The sequence below is a fragment of the Bradyrhizobium sp. NAS96.2 genome (assembly GCF_001908235.1).
GTDB lineage: Bacteria > Pseudomonadota > Alphaproteobacteria > Rhizobiales > Xanthobacteraceae > Bradyrhizobium.
Genome location: NZ_LGHK01000023.1, coordinates 44,729 through 65,463 on the forward strand (window position 1 = coordinate 44,729; position 20,735 = coordinate 65,463).

General features: G+C 64.4%; 17 protein-coding genes. 9 read left to right on the forward strand and 8 right to left on the reverse strand.

Annotation, left to right across the window (positions count from 1 at the left end; translation table 11 throughout):
* Positions 1-176 precede the first annotated feature (176 nt).
* From AC628_RS06375 to AC628_RS06385, 3 genes are read right to left on the reverse strand one after another with little or no spacing between them, the layout of a single operon-like run.
* A complete protein-coding gene (locus AC628_RS06375; protein ID WP_074125881.1) occupies positions 177-686 on the reverse strand; it encodes a hypothetical protein in 510 nt (169 codons plus the stop codon).
* Entirely contained in the window at positions 683-1,783 is a 1,101-nt protein-coding gene (locus tag AC628_RS06380; protein ID WP_143201462.1) for a phosphotransferase family protein, read from the reverse strand. The genes AC628_RS06375 and AC628_RS06380 overlap by 4 nt, the downstream gene beginning before the upstream one ends.
* The gene (locus AC628_RS06385; RefSeq protein ID WP_074125883.1) at positions 1,753-3,306 is read right to left on the reverse strand and encodes an acyl-CoA synthetase; all 1,554 of its coding nucleotides are present in this window, start codon (positions 3,304-3,306) and stop codon (positions 1,753-1,755) included. The genes AC628_RS06380 and AC628_RS06385 overlap by 31 nt, the downstream gene beginning before the upstream one ends.
* Before the next feature lie 204 nt (positions 3,307-3,510).
* Between AC628_RS06385 and AC628_RS06390 the strand changes: the two genes are divergently transcribed.
* The 7 genes from AC628_RS06390 to AC628_RS06420 all read left to right on the forward strand — a co-directional run bounded on the left by AC628_RS06390 (position 3,511) and on the right by AC628_RS06420 (position 12,112).
* The gene (locus tag AC628_RS06390; RefSeq protein WP_074125884.1) at positions 3,511-4,734 is read left to right on the forward strand and encodes an ABC transporter substrate-binding protein; all 1,224 of its coding nucleotides are present in this window, start codon (positions 3,511-3,513) and stop codon (positions 4,732-4,734) included.
* Between the two features lie 53 nt (positions 4,735-4,787).
* Positions 4,788-5,903: an Rv3169 family protein gene (locus tag AC628_RS43760; RefSeq protein WP_074125885.1), complete on the forward strand. Its 1,116-nt coding sequence runs from the start codon at positions 4,788-4,790 to the stop codon at positions 5,901-5,903.
* Complete coding sequence (locus AC628_RS43765; RefSeq protein ID WP_168193315.1) at positions 5,903-6,826, forward strand: acyl-CoA thioesterase; 924 nt, start codon at positions 5,903-5,905, stop codon at positions 6,824-6,826. The genes AC628_RS43760 and AC628_RS43765 overlap by 1 nt, the downstream gene beginning before the upstream one ends.
* 213 nt (positions 6,827-7,039) lie before the next feature.
* Positions 7,040-7,273, forward strand: coding sequence for a hypothetical protein (locus AC628_RS43770; protein ID WP_167529081.1), 234 nt, complete (start codon positions 7,040-7,042; stop codon positions 7,271-7,273).
* Positions 7,274-7,543: 270 nt separating this feature from the next.
* Positions 7,544-9,877, forward strand: a complete 2,334-nt coding sequence (locus AC628_RS06410; protein WP_074125887.1) for a TonB-dependent siderophore receptor — start codon at positions 7,544-7,546, stop codon at positions 9,875-9,877.
* 40 nt (positions 9,878-9,917) lie between these two features.
* The gene (locus AC628_RS06415) at positions 9,918-10,901 is read left to right on the forward strand and encodes an extracellular solute-binding protein (protein WP_245321056.1); all 984 of its coding nucleotides are present in this window, start codon (positions 9,918-9,920) and stop codon (positions 10,899-10,901) included.
* Complete coding sequence (locus tag AC628_RS06420; protein WP_074125888.1) at positions 10,898-12,112, forward strand: PepSY-associated TM helix domain-containing protein; 1,215 nt, start codon at positions 10,898-10,900, stop codon at positions 12,110-12,112. Before AC628_RS06415 ends, AC628_RS06420 begins: the two co-directional genes overlap by 4 nt.
* 340 nt (positions 12,113-12,452) lie before the next feature.
* Here the strand turns inward: AC628_RS06420 and AC628_RS06425 are convergent, their stop codons facing one another.
* Positions 12,453-14,090, reverse strand: coding sequence for an isocitrate lyase (locus AC628_RS06425; RefSeq protein ID WP_074125889.1), 1,638 nt, complete (start codon positions 14,088-14,090; stop codon positions 12,453-12,455).
* 145 nt (positions 14,091-14,235) lie between these two features.
* Between AC628_RS06425 and AC628_RS06430 the strand changes: the two genes are divergently transcribed.
* A complete protein-coding gene (locus AC628_RS06430) occupies positions 14,236-15,672 on the forward strand; it encodes a helix-turn-helix domain-containing protein (RefSeq protein WP_074125890.1) in 1,437 nt (478 codons plus the stop codon).
* Positions 15,673-15,681: 9 nt separating this feature from the next.
* Here the strand turns inward: AC628_RS06430 and serA are convergent, their stop codons facing one another.
* The 3 genes from serA to AC628_RS06445 all read right to left on the reverse strand — a co-directional run bounded on the left by serA (position 15,682) and on the right by AC628_RS06445 (position 18,021).
* Complete coding sequence (serA, locus tag AC628_RS06435) at positions 15,682-16,935, reverse strand: phosphoglycerate dehydrogenase (RefSeq protein WP_074125891.1); 1,254 nt, start codon at positions 16,933-16,935, stop codon at positions 15,682-15,684.
* Positions 16,936-17,209: 274 nt separating this feature from the next.
* Entirely contained in the window at positions 17,210-17,515 is a 306-nt protein-coding gene (locus tag AC628_RS06440) for a BA14K family protein (RefSeq protein ID WP_245321057.1), read from the reverse strand.
* 209 nt (positions 17,516-17,724) lie between these two features.
* A complete protein-coding gene (locus tag AC628_RS06445; RefSeq protein ID WP_245321058.1) occupies positions 17,725-18,021 on the reverse strand; it encodes a hypothetical protein in 297 nt (98 codons plus the stop codon).
* Between the two features lie 567 nt (positions 18,022-18,588).
* Here AC628_RS06445 and AC628_RS06450 point away from each other — a divergent pair.
* Positions 18,589-19,587, forward strand: a complete 999-nt coding sequence (locus tag AC628_RS06450) for a helix-turn-helix transcriptional regulator (protein WP_245321059.1) — start codon at positions 18,589-18,591, stop codon at positions 19,585-19,587.
* Between the two features lie 28 nt (positions 19,588-19,615).
* Here the strand turns inward: AC628_RS06450 and AC628_RS06455 are convergent, their stop codons facing one another.
* On the reverse strand, positions 19,616-20,707 hold the full coding sequence (locus tag AC628_RS06455) for an ABC transporter ATP-binding protein (protein ID WP_074125894.1): 1,092 nt from the start codon (positions 20,705-20,707) through the stop codon (positions 19,616-19,618).
* Between the last annotated feature and the right edge of the window lie 28 nt (positions 20,708-20,735).

Genomic DNA, 20,735 nt, shown 5'->3' on the forward strand with positions numbered 1-20,735 from the left:
GCTCCGTCTCCCTCGCCGACCGCTTGCTGCGGGTGCCTTTACCGGCCAATAATAATCCGAACGACCGTTCGGTAAATTAATAGCACGGGCACCGGGGGTCGGCAAGCGTCTTTCTGGACACCACGCACCGCCGAGCAGCGCGCAAAGATGCAATTCCCGGTGGTCGCCGGTGCGCCTCAGCCCTGCGCTGCGCTACCCTCGCGTTCGCCGCCCGCGATCTGTTGCAGCATCGACTTCGGCGTCGTCGCGAGTTCGATCTTGAGCTGGTCGCAGATCGCCCGCCGCAGCAGACGCTCGATCTCGGTCGCGGCGTCACGATCGGCTGCACGCGCATCCTCGCCGCTCGCCCAGAGCAGGAGCTGTCCCAGCTGCCGGTCGCCATCGTTGCGCAACGCCTCGATCGCGGTCGCATCCGACGTGTCGCCCTGGACGCGGGGCGTCGTGGGAATCTCGGGATGGATCATGCCGTCGGCCAGTCGCCTGACGGCCGCGAACGTGTCGTCCTGCAGACGCACCTGCTCCAGCAGCGGCCCGGCCTTCCAATCCGCGGCGAGCTTCAGCCCGTTCAGCGCGTAGATCGCAGAGAACACCTGTCCGCGGACAAAATCGTCGTTGCTATTCGGCACGACATGGCTTTGCAGGGCATCGATGACGCCGTCGATCAGCCGTTCGAAAGATACGCTCATGCCGCGGCCTCCAATGCCCGCTCGAAGGCCCGCACGATCGAGGGCATCTGGCTTGCCATCACCGCAAGTCGCATGTCGTTGAAGCGATCGACCTCGAAGGCGCGCACGGCGCACATCTGGATCGCTGCCGCCTGGTACAGTGCATACGCCTCGTAGAAGGCGAGGCTCCTGTCCGAAACCGCAATGCCGGAGGCGCGCTGATAGAGATCGATCACCTCGGCGCGCTCGAGCACGCCGTAGAGCTTGCGGCTCCTGGCGTTGAAGGTCGGCATCATCGCCCAGGCGAGATCCTCATGGGGATCGCCGAGATGAGTCAGCTCCCAATCGAGAATGGCGGCGATCCGCCCCCTATGCTCGATGAAATTCCCGATCCGGTAGTCGCCATGCACGATGGTGCGGCACGGCGGCTGCGGACAATTGTCGTGCAGCCAGCGGCCGCCCCAATCGAGCAGCGGATAGTAGCGCGCCGTCGGACGCGCGAGGGAGGCACGCCAGCCGGCGATTGCGCTGACTTCGGCACGTTCGCCGCCCTGCTGCAGCGATGCGAATGGCGTTGCGCTCGGGTCGATCCGATGCAGTGACGCGAGGATCTCGATGAACTGCCGGGCGATCGCGCGCTTGTGGTCGGGATCGATCTCGCTCGCCGCCCAGGGCGCTGGAACGTCGCCCTCGATGTGCTCGCAGATGAAGAAAGGAAGACCGATCTCGGCGCCATCCTGCGCCGACGACACCAGTGCCGGAACCGGAACGCCGCTGCCGGCCAATGCTTGCAGCGCATGGACCTGCGGCAGCACGGAGTAAGGCGCAAACAGCCCGCTCGGCGGACCGACACGCAGGATCAGCTTGCGGTCCCCACCGAGAGCGGAGCGTGCCGCAAAGGCGTAGGTGATCCAGGAGAAGCCCGACGATTTGCGGCCGAAGCATTTGATCTCCGTCCGGCTCCCGGATATCCGCGACATGTGTTGCGCGAGCGCAGTCTGCACCGCATCGTCATTCACCACGGCCGGGCGAACAAGGTTCGGCGCAGTACCCGGCACATCGTCGGATCGTTTCGCAGCCTCCGGCATCAATTGACCGACCTCGTATAGCCCTGCCACTTCTCTTCGCGCAGCGCCGACTTCATGATCTTGCCGGAGCCGGTGAGCGGCAGCGGTTCAAGACGGATGTCGACCGAGCGCGGGCATTTGTAGCCAGCGATCAGCGTGCGGCAATGCGCGATCACCATCTCGGAATCGAGCCGCGCGCCGTCCTTCGGCACGACGATGGCATGCACCGCCTCGCCCCATTGCGGATCGGGAACCGCGATCACGGCGCATTCCTTGACTTGCTCATGCTGGAAGATGGCGTTCTCCACCTCGCCGGAATAGACGTTCTCGCCGCCGGAGACGATCATGTCCTTCAGGCGGTCGACGATATAGACAAAGCCGTCCTCGTCCATCCAGGCGCCGTCGCCGGTGTGCAGCCAGCCATTGCGCAACACGCGCGCGCTCTCCTCGGGCTTGCGCCAGTAGCCGAGCATCACGCCGGCGCCGCGGATCGCGATCTCGCCGACGCTGCCGCGCGGAAGCTCGTTGCCCGCGGGATCGACGATGCGGATCTCGACGCCCGGCGCCGCCCGGCCCGCCGATTTGCGCTTGCCTGCCAGCGGCCCCTCGAGCGCATGGTATTCCCAGGGCAGGATCGTCGCCAGCGCCGCGCTCTCGGTCATGCCGTAGCCCTGATGGAAGCGCCAGCTCGGCAGCACGCGCATCAGCTTGACCAGCAGCGCATCCGGCATCGGAGAGGCGCCATATTCGCAATCCTTCACGCTGCTCAGATCATAAGTGCCGAAGGACGGATGATTGAGCATCATGTTGAGCATGGTCGGCACGAACAGGCAGTAATCCACTTTGTGCTCGGCGATCGTCTTCATTGCCAGTTCAGGCTCGAATTTCGGGATGGTGACATGCGTGCCGCCGACCAATGTCAGTGCGATCATCGGCGAGGTGCCGGCCAGATGGAACATGCCGGCCGAGTGCAGGTATCGGGTGTCCTCGCGGAATCGGAGCGCATAGATCCAGACCAACGATTCATAGACGATGTTGGCGTGTGACAGCATCACGCCCTTGGGGAAGCCGGTGGTGCCCCCGGTGTAGAAGATGCCGGCAAGATCGTTGTAGGCGCCGGATGCATCTTCGATCGGCGCGTGCGCAACCAGCTCGTCATAGCCCTGCATGCCGTCGGGAACCTTTCCCTCATCCAGATAGACCATCGCGGTGAGTGATTTCGCGCCGCGCAGCGCGGATCCAATCTCGGCAAAGGCCTGGTCGACCAGCAGCAGCTTTGGTGTGGAATCGTCGATCGCATAGGCGTTTTCGGCGACCGCCCAGCGCGTGTTGAGCGGCACTGCGACCGCACCGGCCCAGGCGATGGCGTAGAGCGCCTCGATATAGAGGTCGCTGTTGTGCGCCAGGATGGCGACGCGATCGCCGGGCTCGATGCCGAGCCTCCGCAGCCCGCCCGCGGCACAGGCGACGCGGCGGCCGATCTCCTTCCAGTTCCGCGACCGTCCGGCATGGATGGTGCCCGGTGAATCCTTGCGCAACTGCACAGCCGAGATGAGCGCCTGCGTCAGCTTCATGTTTCCTCCTCGCCGTCACGCCGCTGCGTACGCCTGCGGATATTTCCGTCATGCGCGCATGCCGATACGCCGCCCGGAGATTCCAGTTGATAATCCGGACAGACGGTCTATTATTGCATAGCGAGCGCGGCGGGTAAAGCCTGGAAGGCGGCCGTCGTCGGGATCAACGAGCCCCGCAAAAGAGGGCCGTCATGGGAGGGGAAGATGCGGAAGCCAATCGTCACGTTTGCAGTGTGGGCGTTCGCGCTCACCGGCGCGCTCGGAACAGCGAACGCCCAGAAGGCCTATGGTCCGGGGGTCAGCGACACCGAGATCTTGCTCGGCGCCAATGCGCCCTACAGCGGGCCGGCGTCGATCTATGCGAGCTTCCCGAAGACCATGCTCGCCTATTTTGCGATGCTGAACGAAAAGGGTGGCATCAACGGCCGCCACATCAACCTTCTGACCCGCGACGACGGCTATAGCCCGCCGAAGACCGTCGAGGCGACGCGCGCGCTGGTCGAAAACGACAAGGTGCTCGCGATCATGGCGCCGTTCGGCACCCCGACCAACGCGGCGATCCAGAAATATCTCAACAGCAACGGGGTCCCGCAGCTGCTGGTGCAGAGCGGCGGCACGCGCTGGAACGATCCGAAGCAGTTTCCCTGGACGACGCCCTACTCGCCGACCTACGTCAACGAGTCCCGGATCATCGCGCGCTACGTCCTGCGCGAGAAGCCGGATGCCAGGATCGGCGTGCTGCTGCAGGCCGACGACATCGGCAAGGACTTTGTGCTCGGCCTGAAGGAAGGGCTCGGTGCGAAAGCCGAGACGATGATCGTCAAGGAGGCGATGTATCAGTCGACCGAGCCGACGATCGACTCGCAGATCGTGAACCTGAAGGCATCGGGCGCCGACACCATCCTGATCGCCGCGCAGAACAAGTTCGCCTCGATGGCGATCCGCAAGATCCACGAACTCGGATGGAAGCCGCTGATCTTCCTCGGCTCGACCGCGAATTCGATCGCCGGCGTGCTGGTGCCGGCCGGACTCGAGGCCTCGACCGGCATCCTGACCACGACCAGCTACAAGACGCCGAACGATCCGGCCTGGGCCAACGACAAGGGCATGGCCGACTATCTCGCCTTCGTCGCGAAATATATGCCGGGCATGGACCCGAACGACGTGATCGCGGTGACCGGCTACACCACGGCACAGCTCGGGGCGATCATCCTGCAGCGCTGCGGCGACAACCTCACCCGCGAGAACGTGCTGAGACAGGCCACCAATCTCAGCGGCATCGAGCTGCCGATGCTGCTGCCGGGCATCACCATCCAGACCACGCCGCAGGATTACGCGGCGATCACCGAACGCCGCTTCGCACGCTTCGACGGCAGGACCTGGGTGCTGTTCGGCGACATCGTGGGCGCAGGAACGGCTAAGGACTGATCCCGCACCACATCCGACGAACCGAACCGGCTCAAACACCAAGGACAAGAACAATGCTGACAGCCCAGGACGATCTCATCGGCCATCAGACACCGCAGCCGTTTGCCAAGGCAGGCGGCGGCGATATCAGGTTCACCGAGCGCTACTGGTACACCGCGCATCCGATCGACGGCAGCGAGCTGCTGATCGATATCGGGCTCGGCTATTATCCGAACCGCAACGTGATGGACGGCTTTGCCGGCATCACCATCGGCCGCTGCCAGCACAATTTCCGTGCCTCGCGGCGGCTCGGGACGCGTCCGCTGGAGACGGAAGTCGGCGGGCTCAGAATCGAGATCGTCGAGGGCAACAGCCTGCACAGGGTCTCGCTCGCCGAGAATCCGTCGGGCATCAGCTTCGCGCTCGAATTCAAGGCGAGCTTTCCGGCAGCGCAGGAGAAGCAGAATTTCCGCGAGCGCAATGGCGTCGTCGAGGAGGATCTCGCCCGTGTCTCGCAATTCGGCCGCTGGCGCGGCTGGATCGACGCCGACGGCAAGCGCTACGACATCGAGCCGGAACGATGGTGGGGACAGCGCGACCGCTCCTGGGGCCTGCGCTCGGAGATGCGCACCGACGAGACGCGGCCGCCGGTTGCGACGCATCGCAATTTCTTCTGGACCTGGTCGATGTTCCAGTTCGAGGCGTCGGCGCTGTCGATCTTCATCAAGGAGCGCACGCCCGGCAAGCCGCATTACCTGTCGGGCACCGAGTTCCGCCGCGAGACCGACGGATCGGTGTCGCATCGCGAGGTCACCGCGGTCGAACACACAATCGAGTGGGCCGACGATCCGCACGGGCAGACCATCGCTGCGGCCGACTTCACCTTCAGCTTCGATCGCGGCGAGCCGCGCCGCGTCAGGATGCTGGGATTGCCGACCCGGTTCTATCTCAAGGCCGGCATGTATGGCGGGTTGCAGGGCTGGACCCATGGCGACGACCGCGGCGAGAACCATGCCGCGCACGACGTGTGGAACCTCGACGATGCGGCGACGCGTGCCATCGCGCGCACGCTGTCGGACCATGTCGTCCGGCTCGAAAGCGGCAACGAGACCGGATATGGCATCAGCGAATATGGCGTCGCCGCCGGCTATCCGCGCTATCCGGGACCGCAGAAATTCCCGGCGATGTGATGGACGGGCAAGGCATCCGCGTCGCGGACGGTGACGAAACCGCGTGCGATCCATGGGACAACCAGGCGGCCGAGGCGTTGGTCTCGCTCGAGACCATCGCGCCGCTGCGCTATCGCAGCCGCTTCGGCGACGGCAATCTCAACGGGCGCTCTTACGGCGGCCAGATCCTTGGCCAGGCCATGATGGCCGCGACGCTGAGTGCGCCCGAGGATCGCCCGGCGGCAATGCTGCAGCTCTTGTTCCTGCGCGGCGCCGATCCTGCCCGGCGCATCACGTTTGACGCGCAGATTCTCCAGGACGGCAAACGGTTCTCCTCTCGCCATATCGTAGGCCAGCAGGGCGAACAAACGGTCCTGAGCGCGCAGGCCACGTTCTGCGCACCGCAGCCGGGTCCGCGGCACGCCGCCCGGTTCGCGCGATTGGAGGATCCGGAAGGCCTGCCTGACCTGACCGCGATCCCAGACGCGCTGATGGCGCAGTTGCGGCCGCTCGGTCCCTACTCGCCGCTGATCAAACCCAGCATGGATTTTCGCGTTCCCGAGATCGAGCGGCAGCTCTCGGCCACGACCGCAGAGCCGCGCCTGCGCTTCTGGATCAGATCCAGGCAGCCGCTCGCCACGGGTTCCCGCGCCCAAGCGGCGGTGTTCGCCTATCTCTCGGATTGGTGGCTCAACTTTTCCAGCGTCGGCGGCCATCTCCGCGACCTGCAGGCGCGCGCCCCGCTCTATCTGTCGAGCCTCAACCATTGCATCTGGTTTCATCGCGCATTTTCGCCCGACGCCTGGATGCATGTCGACACCGAGAGCCCGTGCGCCGACGGCGGCCGCGGCCTGTCGATCGCCCGCGTCCATGACCGCGACGGAACGATGCTCGCAACGTCAATCCAGGAAACCCTGATGGTGCATCCCGACGGCGATGCGTAAGCCACGCCGCGACAGAGTTGAGCGCGCGCCGTGATCGCGGCTGGGTTGCTGTCGATGCGCCGCGCTGGTTCCAACGTCTGTTGAATCCCGGCAACACCGCCAGACAAAAACGCACAATCGCGCAGATTGCGCGCTTTGAATCACGAATGTGCCGCATCCCTGTCAAATCCTGTTCGCGGGTGGCGCAACAAGAACACTATGGGGAAAACCTACATGCAGCAGGCACCGCTGGCCGCACGGAGTGCGGAATCGTCTGGATATGTTCTCTACTTCCAGCTCGCCAGCAATGGCACCAGACGCGCGTGCAGTCTGACGATCCAGGCGGAAAGCGCCAACGAGGCGGCGCGCATCTTCCGCGAGAACTGGGGCGAGATCGAATCGATGGCACGCGACGGCGTGAGCACCGGAGTGGTCGGCTCGGCGCCCGTCAGCCTGGCGATGTCGTGAGACACTTCGCGCGACGTACGGCGAACTCTACGCGTGAGGCGTGACAGGATAGCGACCTCCGGGATCGCGCGACCAATTGACGCGCTTACGCAACAATCAAGTCATGGGGTGCGAGGCTCGCGCACACGCGCGAGCCTCGCTGCGTCTTAGAACGATTCAAATCCAATCCGGTTAGAGGGATTCAAGTCTGCTCCGGTTCTTTTCGCGCGCGCCGACTGCTAGAGGCGCGGCGTGCATGAGTTCGCGTGAATCGGAAGCCCAAGAGTGCCTGTGAATGCTGATCGCCGGGTTGTCGGCGACCGTCGAATTGCCGCCGACAAGGGCCGCACCCACCTGCTGATCGGCGCAGCGTTCCTGCTCGCCGACGTCTCCTCCGCAGTAACGCCGGCAAACGCCCAATCGAGCGTCCCGTTGCCACCGGTCACGGTCGAACAGCCGACGCAGAAGCGCAAGCCTGCAGCCAATTCGGCGCGGTCGGCGCAGCGAACGCAGGCGGCGGCCACGGCGCGGCAGCGCAGCCGAAATACCCAGCCGACGCCACCGACCGCATCGGAGCGCGCGGCAGCCAGCGCCGCCGCGCTGAACGAAGCCAAGCTCGGCTATCGCGCGATGCCAAGCGCGACCACCTTGCGCAGCGGCGCCTCGCCGCTCGACACCTCGCAGACGGTCAACGTCGTGCCGGAGCAGGTGCTCAGGGATCAGCTGCCGCGCAATCTCGACGACGCGCTAGCCAATGTCAGCGGCGTCACCCAGGGCAACACGCTGGCAGGAACCCAGGATGCCGTGATGCGCCGCGGCTTCGGCGACAATCGCGACGGCTCGATCATGCGCAACGGCATGCCGCTGGTGCAGGGCCGCAGCCTCAATGCCGCGGTCGAGAGCGTCGAGGTGCTGAAGGGCCCGGCCTCGCTGCTCTACGGCATCATGGATCCCGGCGGCATCGTCAACACGATCAGCAAGCGCCCCGAGCTCTACCAGCACGGCTCGGTGACCCTGCTCGGCTCGACCTACGCCAACAACAAGAACGGCGCCGACGGCACCATCGACATCACGGGCCCGATCGGCAATGGCGGCCTCGCCTATCGTTTCATCGGCTATGGCGTGAGCGAGGACTACTGGCGCAATTTCGGACGCCATCGCGAGATGCTGGTCGCGCCGTCACTGGCCTGGTACGGCGACAACACCACCGTCCAGCTCAACTATGAGCACCGCGAATTCATTGCGCCGTTCGACCGCGGCACCGCGTTCGATGCCGTGACCAAGGCACCGCTCGCGATCCTCGCGACACGCCGGCTCGACGAGCCCTTCAACAACATGTGGGGAACCTCCGACCTGATGCAGGCCTCGGTCCAGCACCGACTGAACCAGGACTGGAAGCTGTTCGCGGCCTACAGCTACAACACCGAGACATTCAGCGCCAACCAGCTCCGCATCACCGGCATCAACAGCAAGACCGGCGTCGAGACCCGCAGCAATGACGGCACGCAGGGCTCGCTCAGCAATTCGAGCTACGGCACCTCCTATCTGCAGGGCAATGTCTGGCTCGGCGGGTTCCGCAACGAGGTGCTGTTCGGCGGCGACGGCCAGTACCGCACGATCTACCGCGACAATCTGATCCGGCAGGCGACGCCAAGCTTCAACTTCTACAATCCGGTCTATGGGCTGATCACGCCGGGCGCCACGGTATCGGCCAGCGACAGCGCCCAGACCGACAAGCTCGGCCAGTGGTCGCTGTTCTTCCAGGACACGCTGCATCTGACTGAGCGCTTCGCGCTGGTCGGCGGCGTGCGCTACATGGATTACGACCAGATCGCCGGCAGGGGCCGGCCCTTCATCACCAACACCAATGTGTCGGCGGACAAGGCGCTGCCGCTTGGCGGCGCCATCCTTAAGCTCACCGACCAGGTCTCGCTCTATGCGAGCTACACGCAGTCGCTGAAGCCGACCTCGACCATCGCGCCGCTCACCGGCGGCGTCGTGATCGGCTCCAACATCGCGCCCGAAGAGGGCACCCAGTGGGAGACCGGCGTCAAGTTCGACTTCAACAAGCGGATCTCCGGCACGCTTGCGCTCTACGACATCGAGAAGAAGAACGTGCTGGTTTCGCAGCTCAATCCTGCGACCGCCATCGTCGAGTACCGCACCGCAGGCAAGGTTCGCTCGCGCGGCGTCGAGCTCGACGTCACCGGCAGGCTGACTGACAGCTGGAGCATGATCGGCAGTTATGGCTACACCGATGCACGCGTCACCGAGGATCCGACGCTCGCCGGCAACGCCTTGCAGAACGTCGCGCTCAACACCGCCTCGCTCTATCTGGTCTATGACTTCGGCACCACCCTGCCCGGCCGGCTGCGTCTCGGCGGCGGCGCGCACTATGTCGGCGACCGGCCCGGCGACGCCGCGAACAGCTTCGTGCTGCCGGCCTACACCGTCGCAGATGTGTTTGCGACCTGCGAGACCAAGGTCCAGACGTTCCCGGTGATCTACCAGTTCAACGTCAAGAACCTGTTCGACACCGTCTACTATCCATCCGCCAACAACATCCTGACGGTGGCGATGGGCGATGCGCGGCGCTTCTCGCTCTCGGCGACGGTGAAATTCTAGCATGGGCGCGGCGCGGATAGCGATCGGAGTGCTCGCCGCCGTGGCCGCGACCGCTTTCGCCTGCACTGCGGTGTGCGCTGACGAGCTCACACTTTACTCGACCCGCGAAGCCAATCTGGTCGAACCCGTGATCGCGGCGTTCACCACAACGACCGGCACCAAGGTCAGGACCGTCTTTGTCGAGGACAGCCTGGTCAAACGCCTGACGTCGGAGGGCAACGATTCGCCCGCGGACGTTCTCCTCACCATCGGCCTCGACAAGACGACGCAGCTTGTCACGCGCGGGCTGACGCAGCCGCTTGCATCTTCAGTGCTTGACCAGGCGGTGCCGGCGAACTTGCGCGGTGGCGGCGGCCAGTGGATCGCGCTCGCCGTCCGTCCGCGAGTGGCCTTCACACGCAACGACAGCTCCCTCGCCGCGATCGACTATGAGGAACTCGCCGACCCCAAATGGCGCGACAAGCTGTGCATGCGACCGGCCACGCACCAGAACAATGTCGCGCTGATCGCGGCCTATCTTGCGCACCATGGGCCGGATGCGACGGAGAGCTGGCTCGCCGGACTGAAGGCCAATCTCGCCCGCAAGCCGACCGGCAAGGACAACGATGTGGTCCGCGAGATTGCGGAAGGACGCTGCGAGATCGGGATCGGCAATACGGTTGCGCTCGCGCAGCTCCGCGACGGCCGCGAAGGCAATGATTGGCGCGGATGGGCGGATGCCGTGAAAGCCGTGCCGACTGCGTTCGCGGGCGGCGGCAGCCACGTCAATCTAACCGGCGCGGCAATTGCCCGGCACGCACCGCATCCGGCCGCCGCACGCGCCTTCCTCGAATTCCTCGTCACTCCGGACGCCCAGACGATCTTTGCCGCCGCCGAGCTGGAATATCCCGTACTTGCGACCGCAAAGCGGCTCCCAATCGTCGAGGGACTCGGATCGTTTCCCCCCCGATGCGCTGCCCGTCGACGAGATTGCCGCGCACCAGGCGGCCGCAATCGCCCTGATCCGAAAGGCCGGATTCGATGAGTGACGTCCGACGCCCGATCAAGGCCGCGCTGTTGCAGGTCCATTCCATCGCCGGCCTTGCGCTGGCGCTGCTCTGGGCCGTGGTCGGCCTCACCGGCGCGACGATGGCTTTCGAGGACGAGATCGAGGCCAGCCTGAACAGCCACATCATGCGCATCGACGCCAGTGCGACGCGGCGGCTAACTCCGGATGAGCTCATCGCACGTCTCCAGTCGGCCGGCGATTTCGGCCGGGCCTCGGCCGTGACGATGGCGAGCGACCCGTCGGCGGCCGTACGCATCCGCTTCGCCCGCAGCGAAGGCGGCGCGCGGCCGTCCTCGGTTTATGTCGATCCCTACGACGGACACGTGCTCGGCTCGCCGCGCGGCGAGGACTTCTTCGCGACCGTACGCAAGCTGCATCGCTGGCTGCTGCTGCCGGGTGACGGCAATGGCATGGGCCGCAAGATCACCGGCACTGCCGCGATCTGCCTGATCGTGATGCTGATCACCGGCCTCGTGCTGCGCTGGCCGCATCGCGCGCGCAGCGTGAAGATGTGGCTGAAGCCAAATCTCGGACTGCGCGGGCGCGGCCTGCACCGCTCGCTGCATGCGGTGATCGGCACCTGGGTGCTGCCGGTCTATCTGGTGATGACGCTGACCGGCCTGTGGTATTCGTTCGAATGGTACAAGGCCGGCGCCAACTGGCTGCTGGCTCGGCCGCAGGCCACGGCAGCGGCGATGCAGCCGAAACCACCGCGCGGCGCGGCGGCTGCCGAGAACAACAGTGAAGCAAGGGCGGAAGCGAAGGCCGAGGCAAAGCCGCTCGTGTTCGATCACGTCTGGTCAGCGTTCCTGCAACAGGAGAACAACGATTACGGAAGGGCACTTCTGACCTTGCCGGCCGGCACGGGCACTGCGGCGCGCGTGCGGTCGTGGTCGCGGGATTCGACGCTCGAGAGCGTGCGTGACGAATTCCGCATCGATGCCATCACCGGGCGCGTCATCTCGTCGGATCGCTACGCGGACAAGACGGTTGGCGAGCGCGTCCTTGCCGGCGTGCTCGACATCCACCGCGGCGCCATCCTGGGATGGCCCGGCAAGCTCGCGTTCATGCTGGCCGCGGCCATGATGCCGCTGTTCGCCGTGACCGGCCTGCTGCTCTATCTGTCCCGCCGCCGGCACCGGCGCGTCGCGCGGCCGCCGGTTGCTCACCTCGTTCCGGGTGAATGAACCTCATGTCGCGAGAAGGCGAATGCCGTGACTCATAGATCGTGGAAAGACATTTGCTGTCGTCCCTGCGAAAGCAGGGACCCATAACCACAGATGCCGATCGTTGCGCGATGACGGAACGACGAGTCCCGATCACAACAACCGCTGCGGAGTATGGGTCCCTGCTTTCGCAGGGACGACAGTGGTGAATGCTGCCACGGACACAGACTAAACGATTTTGCAAAACATTGGGGGTGATTTCGACCGCCTCGCCGTGGTCGACCCCACCAACGGCGAACAGGCGGGACTGCATCGCAATCCCGCCTGTCCGGCCGTTATTCGGAATGATCCGTTCGAGCTGTTAGCCGAACTGGTTCATCGTGTTGTGGGCGCCGCCTGCCTTCAGGGCAGCCTCACCGGCGAAGTACTCCTTGTGATCGTCGCCGATGTCGGAGCCCGCCATGTTCTGATGCTTGACGCAGGCGATGCCCTGACGGATCTCCGCGCGCTGCACGTTCTTGACGTATCCGAGCATGCCCTGCTCGCCGAAATACTCCCTCGCGAGATTGTCGGTCGACAGCGCCGCCGTGTGATAGGTCGGCAGCGTGATCAGATGGTGGAAGATGCCGGCGCGCTTGGCCGAATCCGCCTGGAAGGTGCGGATGCGCTCGTCGGCTTCCTTCGCCAGCGGGGTGTCGTCGTACTCCGCCTTCATCAGCTCGGCGCGGTTGTACTTGCTGACGTCCTGGCCGGCTTCCTTCATCGCGTCGTAGACCTGCCAACGGAAGTTGAGGGTCCAGTTGAACGACGGCGAGTTGTTGTAGGCCAGCTTGGCGTTCGGAATGACCTTGCGGATGCGGTCGACCATCGAAGCGATCTGCTCGATATGCGGCTTCTCGGTCTCGATCCACAACAGGTCCGCGCCATTCTGCAGCGAGGTGATGCAGTCGAGCACGCAGCGGTCCGCACCCGTGCCGGGACGGAACTGGTAGAGGTTGCTGGGCAGCCGCTTCGGACGCATCATCTTGCCGTTCTGGTTGATGATGACGTCGCCGTTGCGCGCATTGGCGGCCGTCACTTCCTCGCAATCGAGGAAGCTGTTGTACTGGTCGCCGAGGTCGCCGGGCTTGTGGCTGACGGCGATCTGCTGGGTCAGGCCGGCGCCGAGCGAGTCGGTACGGGTCACGATGATGCCGTCTTCGACGCCAAGCTCGAGGAACGCATGGCGGCAGGCGCGGATCTTCGCGATGAACACCTCGTGCGGCACGGTGACCTTGCCGTCCTGGTGACCGCACTGCTTCTCGTCGGAGACCTGGTTCTCGATCTGCAGCGCGCAGGCACCCGCCTCGATCATCTTCTTGGCGAGCAGATAGGTCGCTTCCGCGTTGCCGAAGCCGGCGTCGATGTCGGCGATGACGGGCACGACGTGAGTCTGGAAGTTGTCGATCTTCTCGATCAGCGCCTTTTCCTTGGCCTTGTCGCCTTCCTTGCGCGCCGCGTCGAGCGCACGGAAGATGTCGTTGAGCTCGCGGGAATCCGCCTGACGCAGGAAGGTGTAGAGCTCTTCGATCAGCGCCGGCACCGAGGTCTTCTCGTGCATCGACTGGTCGGGCAGCGGTCCGAATTCGGAGCGCAGCGCTGCAATCATCCAGCCGGAGAGATAGAGGTAACGGCGGTCGGTATTGCCGAAGTGCTTCTTGATCGAGATCAGCTTCTGCTGGGCAATAAAGCCGTGCCAGCAGCCGAGCGACTGGGTGTACTTGGTGCTGTCGGCGTCATAGGCGGCCATGTCGGCGCGCATCAGCGCAGCCGTGTAGCGGGCGACATCCAGACCGGTCTTGAAGCGGTTCTGCAGGCGCATGCGCGCCACGGCTTCGGCGGTGACGCCATTCCAGGTGTCCTTGGTCTTGAGCAGCGCTTCGGCCGCCTCAATCTCGCTCTGATACGAAGCCGGTCCCTGGATGGCCCGGTCGCTGATCCCGCGCGGTTGGAAGTTCATGTCCGTGATCCCTTCGGTGACGAAATAACTGCATCGTTTGTGACGCCTGGCGGCGTTGGGAGCTAGACCTGGCGCGGAAAACTTGTCATAACTTACAAGAAACCGTTGTATTGTTGTAAGAATCTTACAAGGATTGGATGAGGCAATGGTAACCTCAAGCGCCCGTTCCGTTTTCATGGGCCCGCGACTGCGGCGGCTGCGGCGCGACCTCGGGCTGACCCAGGCGGACATGGCCGCCGATCTCGAAATCTCGGCTCCCTATGTCGCCCTGCTGGAACGCAACCAGCGGCCGGTGACGGCGGATATGCTGCTTCGGCTGGCCCGCACCTACAAGATCGATCTGGCAGATCTCGCCGGCGACGGCGGTGCGGACCACACCGCCCGCATGCAGTCCGTCTTGAAGGAGCCGATGTTTGCCGACATCGATATCCCCACGCTCGAAGTCAGCGACCTCGCGGTCAGCTATCCCGGAATGACCGAGGCGTTCCTGCGCCTCTATACGGCCTATCGTGAAGAGCAGCTGGCGCTCGCGGAGCGGCGCGCGCCGGACCTGGCGGGTGCCGCCTTGCTGCCGGGCGAGAACTTCGACGCCAACGATCCCGTCGCGGAAGTCAGGCGATTTCTCGCCGCGCGCCGCAACAATTTCGCCAACCTCGACGATGCCGCCGAGCGTCTCGTCCACGAACCGGCCGGACCGGCCGGATTCATCGAGCGGCTTCGCGAACGTCACAAGCTCCAGGTCCGCTATCTGCCGCCCAATGTCATGCTCGGTTCGGTCAGGCGACTGGATATGCATCGCAGGCAGTTGCTGCTCGAGGACTCGCTCGATACAGCAGGGCTCAATTTTCAGCTCGCCAAGCAACTCGCCTATCTGGAACTGGAAGGCGAGATCAGCGCGGCGGTGGAAGACGGCAAGTTCAGCAGCAAGAGCGCCGAGCTGCTGGCCCGCCGCGCGCTTGCGGCCTATGCCGCAGCCGCGCTCATCATGCCGTATTCCGTGTTTGCGAAAGCGGTCGAGACGCGGCGATACGATCTCGAGGCGCTGGCGCGGCAATTCGGCACCAGCTTCGAGCAGACCGCGCATCGGGTCACGACGTTGCAGCGGCCGGGCCTCGAGAAGGTGCCGTTCTTCCTGATCCGGGTCGATCCGGCCGGCAACATCTCTAAGCTGCTCGACGGCGCCGGCTTCCCGTTTGCGAAGCACGGCGGCGCATGTCCGCTGTGGTCGGTCCACGATATCTTCAAGACGCCGCGCCAGATCGTCACGCAATGGCTGGAATTGCCCGACGGACAGCGGTTCTTCTCGATCGCCCGCACCGTGACCGCCGGCGGCGGCGCGTTCGGCGCCATCCGTGTCGAGCGGGCGATCGCGATCGGCTGCGCGGCCGAGCACGCGGGGCAGCTCATCTACACGCGCGACGGACAGGGGCCGAACGCCGATGAGCCGACCCCGATCGGCGTCGCCTGCCGGGTTTGTCATCGCCCGCGATGCGCGGCGCGATCGGCTCCCCCGATCGGACGCGAGATTCTTCCCGATGATTTCAGAACCTCGAGCGTGCCGTTCGGCTTCTCGGCCGACTGATGCGGTCGATCACCCCTGCGGCCGGTTCTGGTCATACAGCACCCGCGCGCGGATGGTGCCGTCAATGTCTTTCAGGTCGGCCAGGAGCGCCTCGCCTTCGCCGCCGACCACGTCGGTCTCGAGCACGACATAGCCGACTTCCGGATCGGTCTGCAGATATTGCGCCAGGATGTTGATCCCGTGCCGGGAGAGTGCGTCGTTGACCTGACGCATGACGCCGGGAACGTTGCGGTGAACATGGATGAACCGGGTGCCGGTCGGTCGCGCCGGCAATTGCACCTGCGGGAAATTGACCGCGCCGAAGGTCGATCCGACGTCGGAATAATCGATCAGCTTGCGCGCCACTTCGCCGCCGATACGATCCTGCGCTTCTTCCGTCGAGCCGCCGACATGCGGCGTCAGGATGACGTTGGGGAGCCCCTGCAGCGGCGAGACGAAGCGCGCCTCGTTCGAGACCGGTTCGACCGGAAACACGTCGACCGCGGCACCCGCCAGGCGGTTCTCACGCAATGCGCTCGCCAGCGCGTCGAGATCGACCACCGTGCCGCGTGAGTTGTTGATCAGATAGGCTTCGGGCTTCATCAACCGAAGCTGGGCCGCGCCAATCATGTTGGCGGTAGCCGGCGTCTCCGGCACGTGCAGCGACACGACGTCGCTGGCCGAGAGCAGCTCGTCGAGCGAGTCGACCGGCTCCGTATTGCCGTGACGCAGCTTGTCGGTGTGATCGAAATAGATCACGCGCATGCCCATGGCTTCCGCGAGGTTCGACAGCTGGGAGCCGATATTGCCGTAGCCGACGATGCCGAGCGTCTTGCCGCGCACCTCGCGGCTGCCTTCGGCGGACTTGTCCCAGCCGCCGCCGTGTGCGGAGACCGAGCGCGGAAAGATCCGGCGGAATAGCATGACGATCTCGGCGATGGTCAGCTCCGCCACGCTGCGGGTGTTGGAATATGGTGCATTGAAGACCGGGATTCCGAGCTTTCGCGCGGCGTCGAGATCGACCTGATTGGTGCCGACCGAAAAGCAGCCGACGACCAGCAGCCGGTCGGCAGCCTCCAGGATGTCCGCGGTCAACTGGGTCCGCGACCGAATTCCCAGCATATGGATGCCCGACAGCGCTTGCTTGAGTTCTTTCGGTCCCAGCGCCTTGGGCAGACGTTGCAGCTCGGTATAGCCGTTCGCCTCGAACATCCGGACCGCGGAATCGTTCACGCCCTCCAGCAGCAGCACGCGTATCTTTGTCTTGGGAAGCGACAACATCATCAAGATCCAGGCTCGTAGGTTCGGCAGGTCATGCACGAACGCAGTTTCGACGGATCAGGTGATAACATAGAAAGCAATCGCGTCAGAAGCGGCTGTCAGCGGCCTGCCCCGCGATTTCCGGTCAAGCCCCCTCGATCCGCGCATCCGGACGCCGGGCGGGAACCGATTCAGCCAAATATCTTGCTCGATTCGCGGGCAGAGGTCCGTTCTGTCGGGCGTTCGAACGCCTGCTCCGGCTCACACGCCGGAGCAAGCGCGGCGGCATCTCAACCGCTTACTGGCAAGGATAGCGCCGGCCGTCCTTGGCCTGGAAGGTATTCGACGCCGGATCGTACGAGCGATAGCGCTGGGCGCAGGACGTCGCGTGCTGCTGGGCGGCGGCAGCTTCCTGCTGCGCAGCCGCGTTGGCCGCGCCGGCTGCGATGACGCCGCCGATGAGGCCGCCGACCAGTCCGCCGACGGCGGCGCCACCATCGCAGTTCCCGTAGCGGCACCAGACCTTCTCGGTCACGGCCGGCGCTGCGGCGGCAACACCCGCACCATGCTGCAGCGGAGCCGAGATCGCGGAGACGGAAAACATCATAACGCCGGTGGTGGCCGTCAAAACAACTTTCAGAAAGCGAGCCCTACGCATCATATCTCCTGCTTCATTGCTGTGGGCGCAGGCCGGCACCTGCGTCCTGATTCCCTCAACATGGATGGGCTCGTCTGGTCCTGGACCGGACGACACCCGGACACGCGCGGCCGGTTACAATTCGCGCGTCAGCCTGCTTCACGGATGGGCGGAGTTCATTGGCCGGCTGCGTTCACGACGCGGCAGAGGTTATCGCCGACACCCGGAGCCAGCTGTCCCGGCGGCAAGATGAAGGTCGCATCGACGCGGCTGCCCTTGCCGTCCTTGCGGACGACGACCTGCAATGTTTGCGGCCGGCCGGATCCGGTGGTCTCCTGCTGAACGGTCAGCGTGCCGAGTTTCTTGTCCACGTTCACACCGACAAAGCCCTCGGCCAGGACGGCGCGGGACACCTTGTCGAGAGCAGCAGCGGGATTGACCGATGGGAAGATCATCCAGGTCTTGTGCGTCATACCCGTGACCATCGGAACGCCGGTGCTCTGGACGTGATCTGCGCAACCATCGGCCAGCGCAGGTATCGACGAAAGAACCGTGAGCGCGAATACGCAAGTTATCCTTGTAAGCATGCTTTCATAACCCGTTTGAGTAGGCCCGGAGCATTTAGGCCAAATGGGCTATGAGTCCATGGACGCCATCGCATTCTGGATGGATACATTCGGATTTTGGCTAGCATGAACGGTTGCGTGCGCGGCCACGCTCGCTGGTATTCTGAAACGCCAGTACCGCGATAGGTGTGACCTCAACGGAGACGCTCCGAGGCGACGGTCGGCGCTGCACAGCAGTCAATCTAGGCGGCGAATTGGATCAAATCTTACCTTTCGCTGCTCGATTTCGCGATCTGGATATCGTGTTCGGTAATTGGATATCGAGCGAGAAGAAAAAGAGAACGCGACCTGATTTCCCCAAGGCTGTGTTAGGGTGACCGTGCGGTTTGTGCGTGTGGCAGACGTCTCAATGGATGGCTACCCCCCGGTCAGATGGATCGGGTCACTTCGCGCACAGCAATTGGTTAGGATTTGATGGTCGAAGACGTACTCGCTGCACCTCCCACACGATCGGGCTCTTCGTTTGAAGAACTCCTTGAAATGCTCAGACCGCACGGGATCAGCGCCCACTCCCCGCTGCAGCCCGACCAATCGTTTCGTTGGCACGCGGATATTGCAATTGGCGCGGAGATTGACGTCGTACGGGCGGACCTCTCTGCAGGCTGGGATTGGCGCTACGCATATGAGGACTCTGCTGGAGAACTCGCAATAGGCCTGCTGAATGCCGGTAAGGCCGAGACGCTCATTGCGGGGAAGAACGTCGAGCGAACCCCGTCCGAGATTGCCATCGTCCCCCTCCCGACGATGCAGGCGCAGCGCGTCGAAGCGGTCGATGGACGATATTCAAGCGTAACGCTTACCTTGCATACGGACATCGTTTCGAAGGTGCTGTCCGCGACATTCGGAAGTGCTGCGCTCGAAGATCTCAATTTGACGCCCATCGTGGGCTTGTCGACCGGAGCCGGGCAGACGCTGCTTCAACTCGTTCGCACCAGCGCGACCGGTCTGTATGACGGCACCCTGGCGCGCTCTCCAAAAGCCAGCGCGCTGCTGTCCGAGGCCACGATCCAGCTCATCCTTGAGAACGTCCCGCATCGGCTGAGCGACCGGTTGAACCGCCACCCGCTGGATGCGCCGCCGCGCTACATCAGGCGGGCTGTCGACTATATGCGGGCCAATCCCCACCTGCCGCTGACGATATCGGACATTGCCGCGACGGTCGGCGTCAGCAGCCGGCTGCTGCAATTGGGCTTCCGCAAAATTCACGGCACGACGCCGGTCGCCTATTTGCGACAAGTTCGGCTCGAGGCGATCCACGATGAGCTGTCACGACCCGAGAATCTGCTTCCGGTCAGCGAAGTTGCGCTGAAGTGGGGCTTTACGCATATGGGCCGGTTTGCCGCGGTGTACCGCTCCGCATTCGGCCTTTATCCGTCCGACACGGTGCGGCGAGCCCGGGGGTTCTGCGGCTAAGCGGGCGGTTGTCGAGCACTCCGGCAGATCAGCCAATCGCCATCCCTGACGCCTTGTCGAACAGATGGGTACGCTCGAGGTCGAGCGCGACGTCGATGAATTGATCCGGCTCGGCGGCGACGCCGACCGGCATTTGCGCCGTGAACGCAAATGCGCCGACGGTCCCGATCACGAGCGTATGCGGCCCGAGCGGCTCCACGTCCTTCACAAGCATGCGGACGGAAGAGCCCGCCGGCGCGCCTTCGCGCAACACATGATCGGGCCGCACGCCGAGCACCACGGGCTTGCCGACGCTGCCTGCATAGGCAGCCTCCCGCGACTTCGGCACGCGCAACGCCGTGCCCGACGGCTCGGTGAAGGTGAGCACGCCGTCGCGGGCTGTGATCTCGCCATGGATGAAGTTCATGCTGGGCGCGCCCATGAAACCCGCGACGAAGAGATTGCTGGGCTTCTCGTAGATCGTGATCGGATCGGCGGCCTGCTCGATCCGGCCCTTGTTCATCACCACGACGCGGTCGGCCATCGTCATGGCTTCGACCTGGTCGTGCGTCACATAGACGATCGTCTTGGCGAGACGGCGGTGCAGCGCCTTGATCTCGGTCCGCATCTCGATGCGCAACTTGGCGTCGAGATTGGACAATGGCTCGTCGAACAGGAACACATCCGGGCTGCGCACGATGGCGCGGCCGATCGCGACGCGCTGGCGCTGTCCGCCGGAAAGCTGCTTCGGCCGGCGCTGCAGGTACTGCTCGAGGTCAAGGACGCGCGCCACGTCGCTCACGGCCTTGTCGATGCTGGTGCGCTGCTCGCCCCGCACCTTCATGCCATAGCCGATGTTCTCGGCGACCGTCATGTGCGGATAGAGCGCGTAGTTCTGGAACACCATCGCGCAGTTGCGCAAGCCCGGGCGCAACTGCGTCACGTCGCGGTTGCCGATGCGGATGGTTCCGCTGGTGACGGCCTCCAGCCCTGCAATCATGCGCAACGTCGTGGTCTTGCCGCAGCCGGACGGGCCGACCAGCACGACAAACTCCTCGTCGGCCACCTTGAGGTCGAGCCCTTCGATGATCTTGTAGGGCCCGTATGCCTTGCTGACGTTCTCGATCTCGACGTGCGCCATGGAATCCTTTTCCGCCCCTGCGTCGACG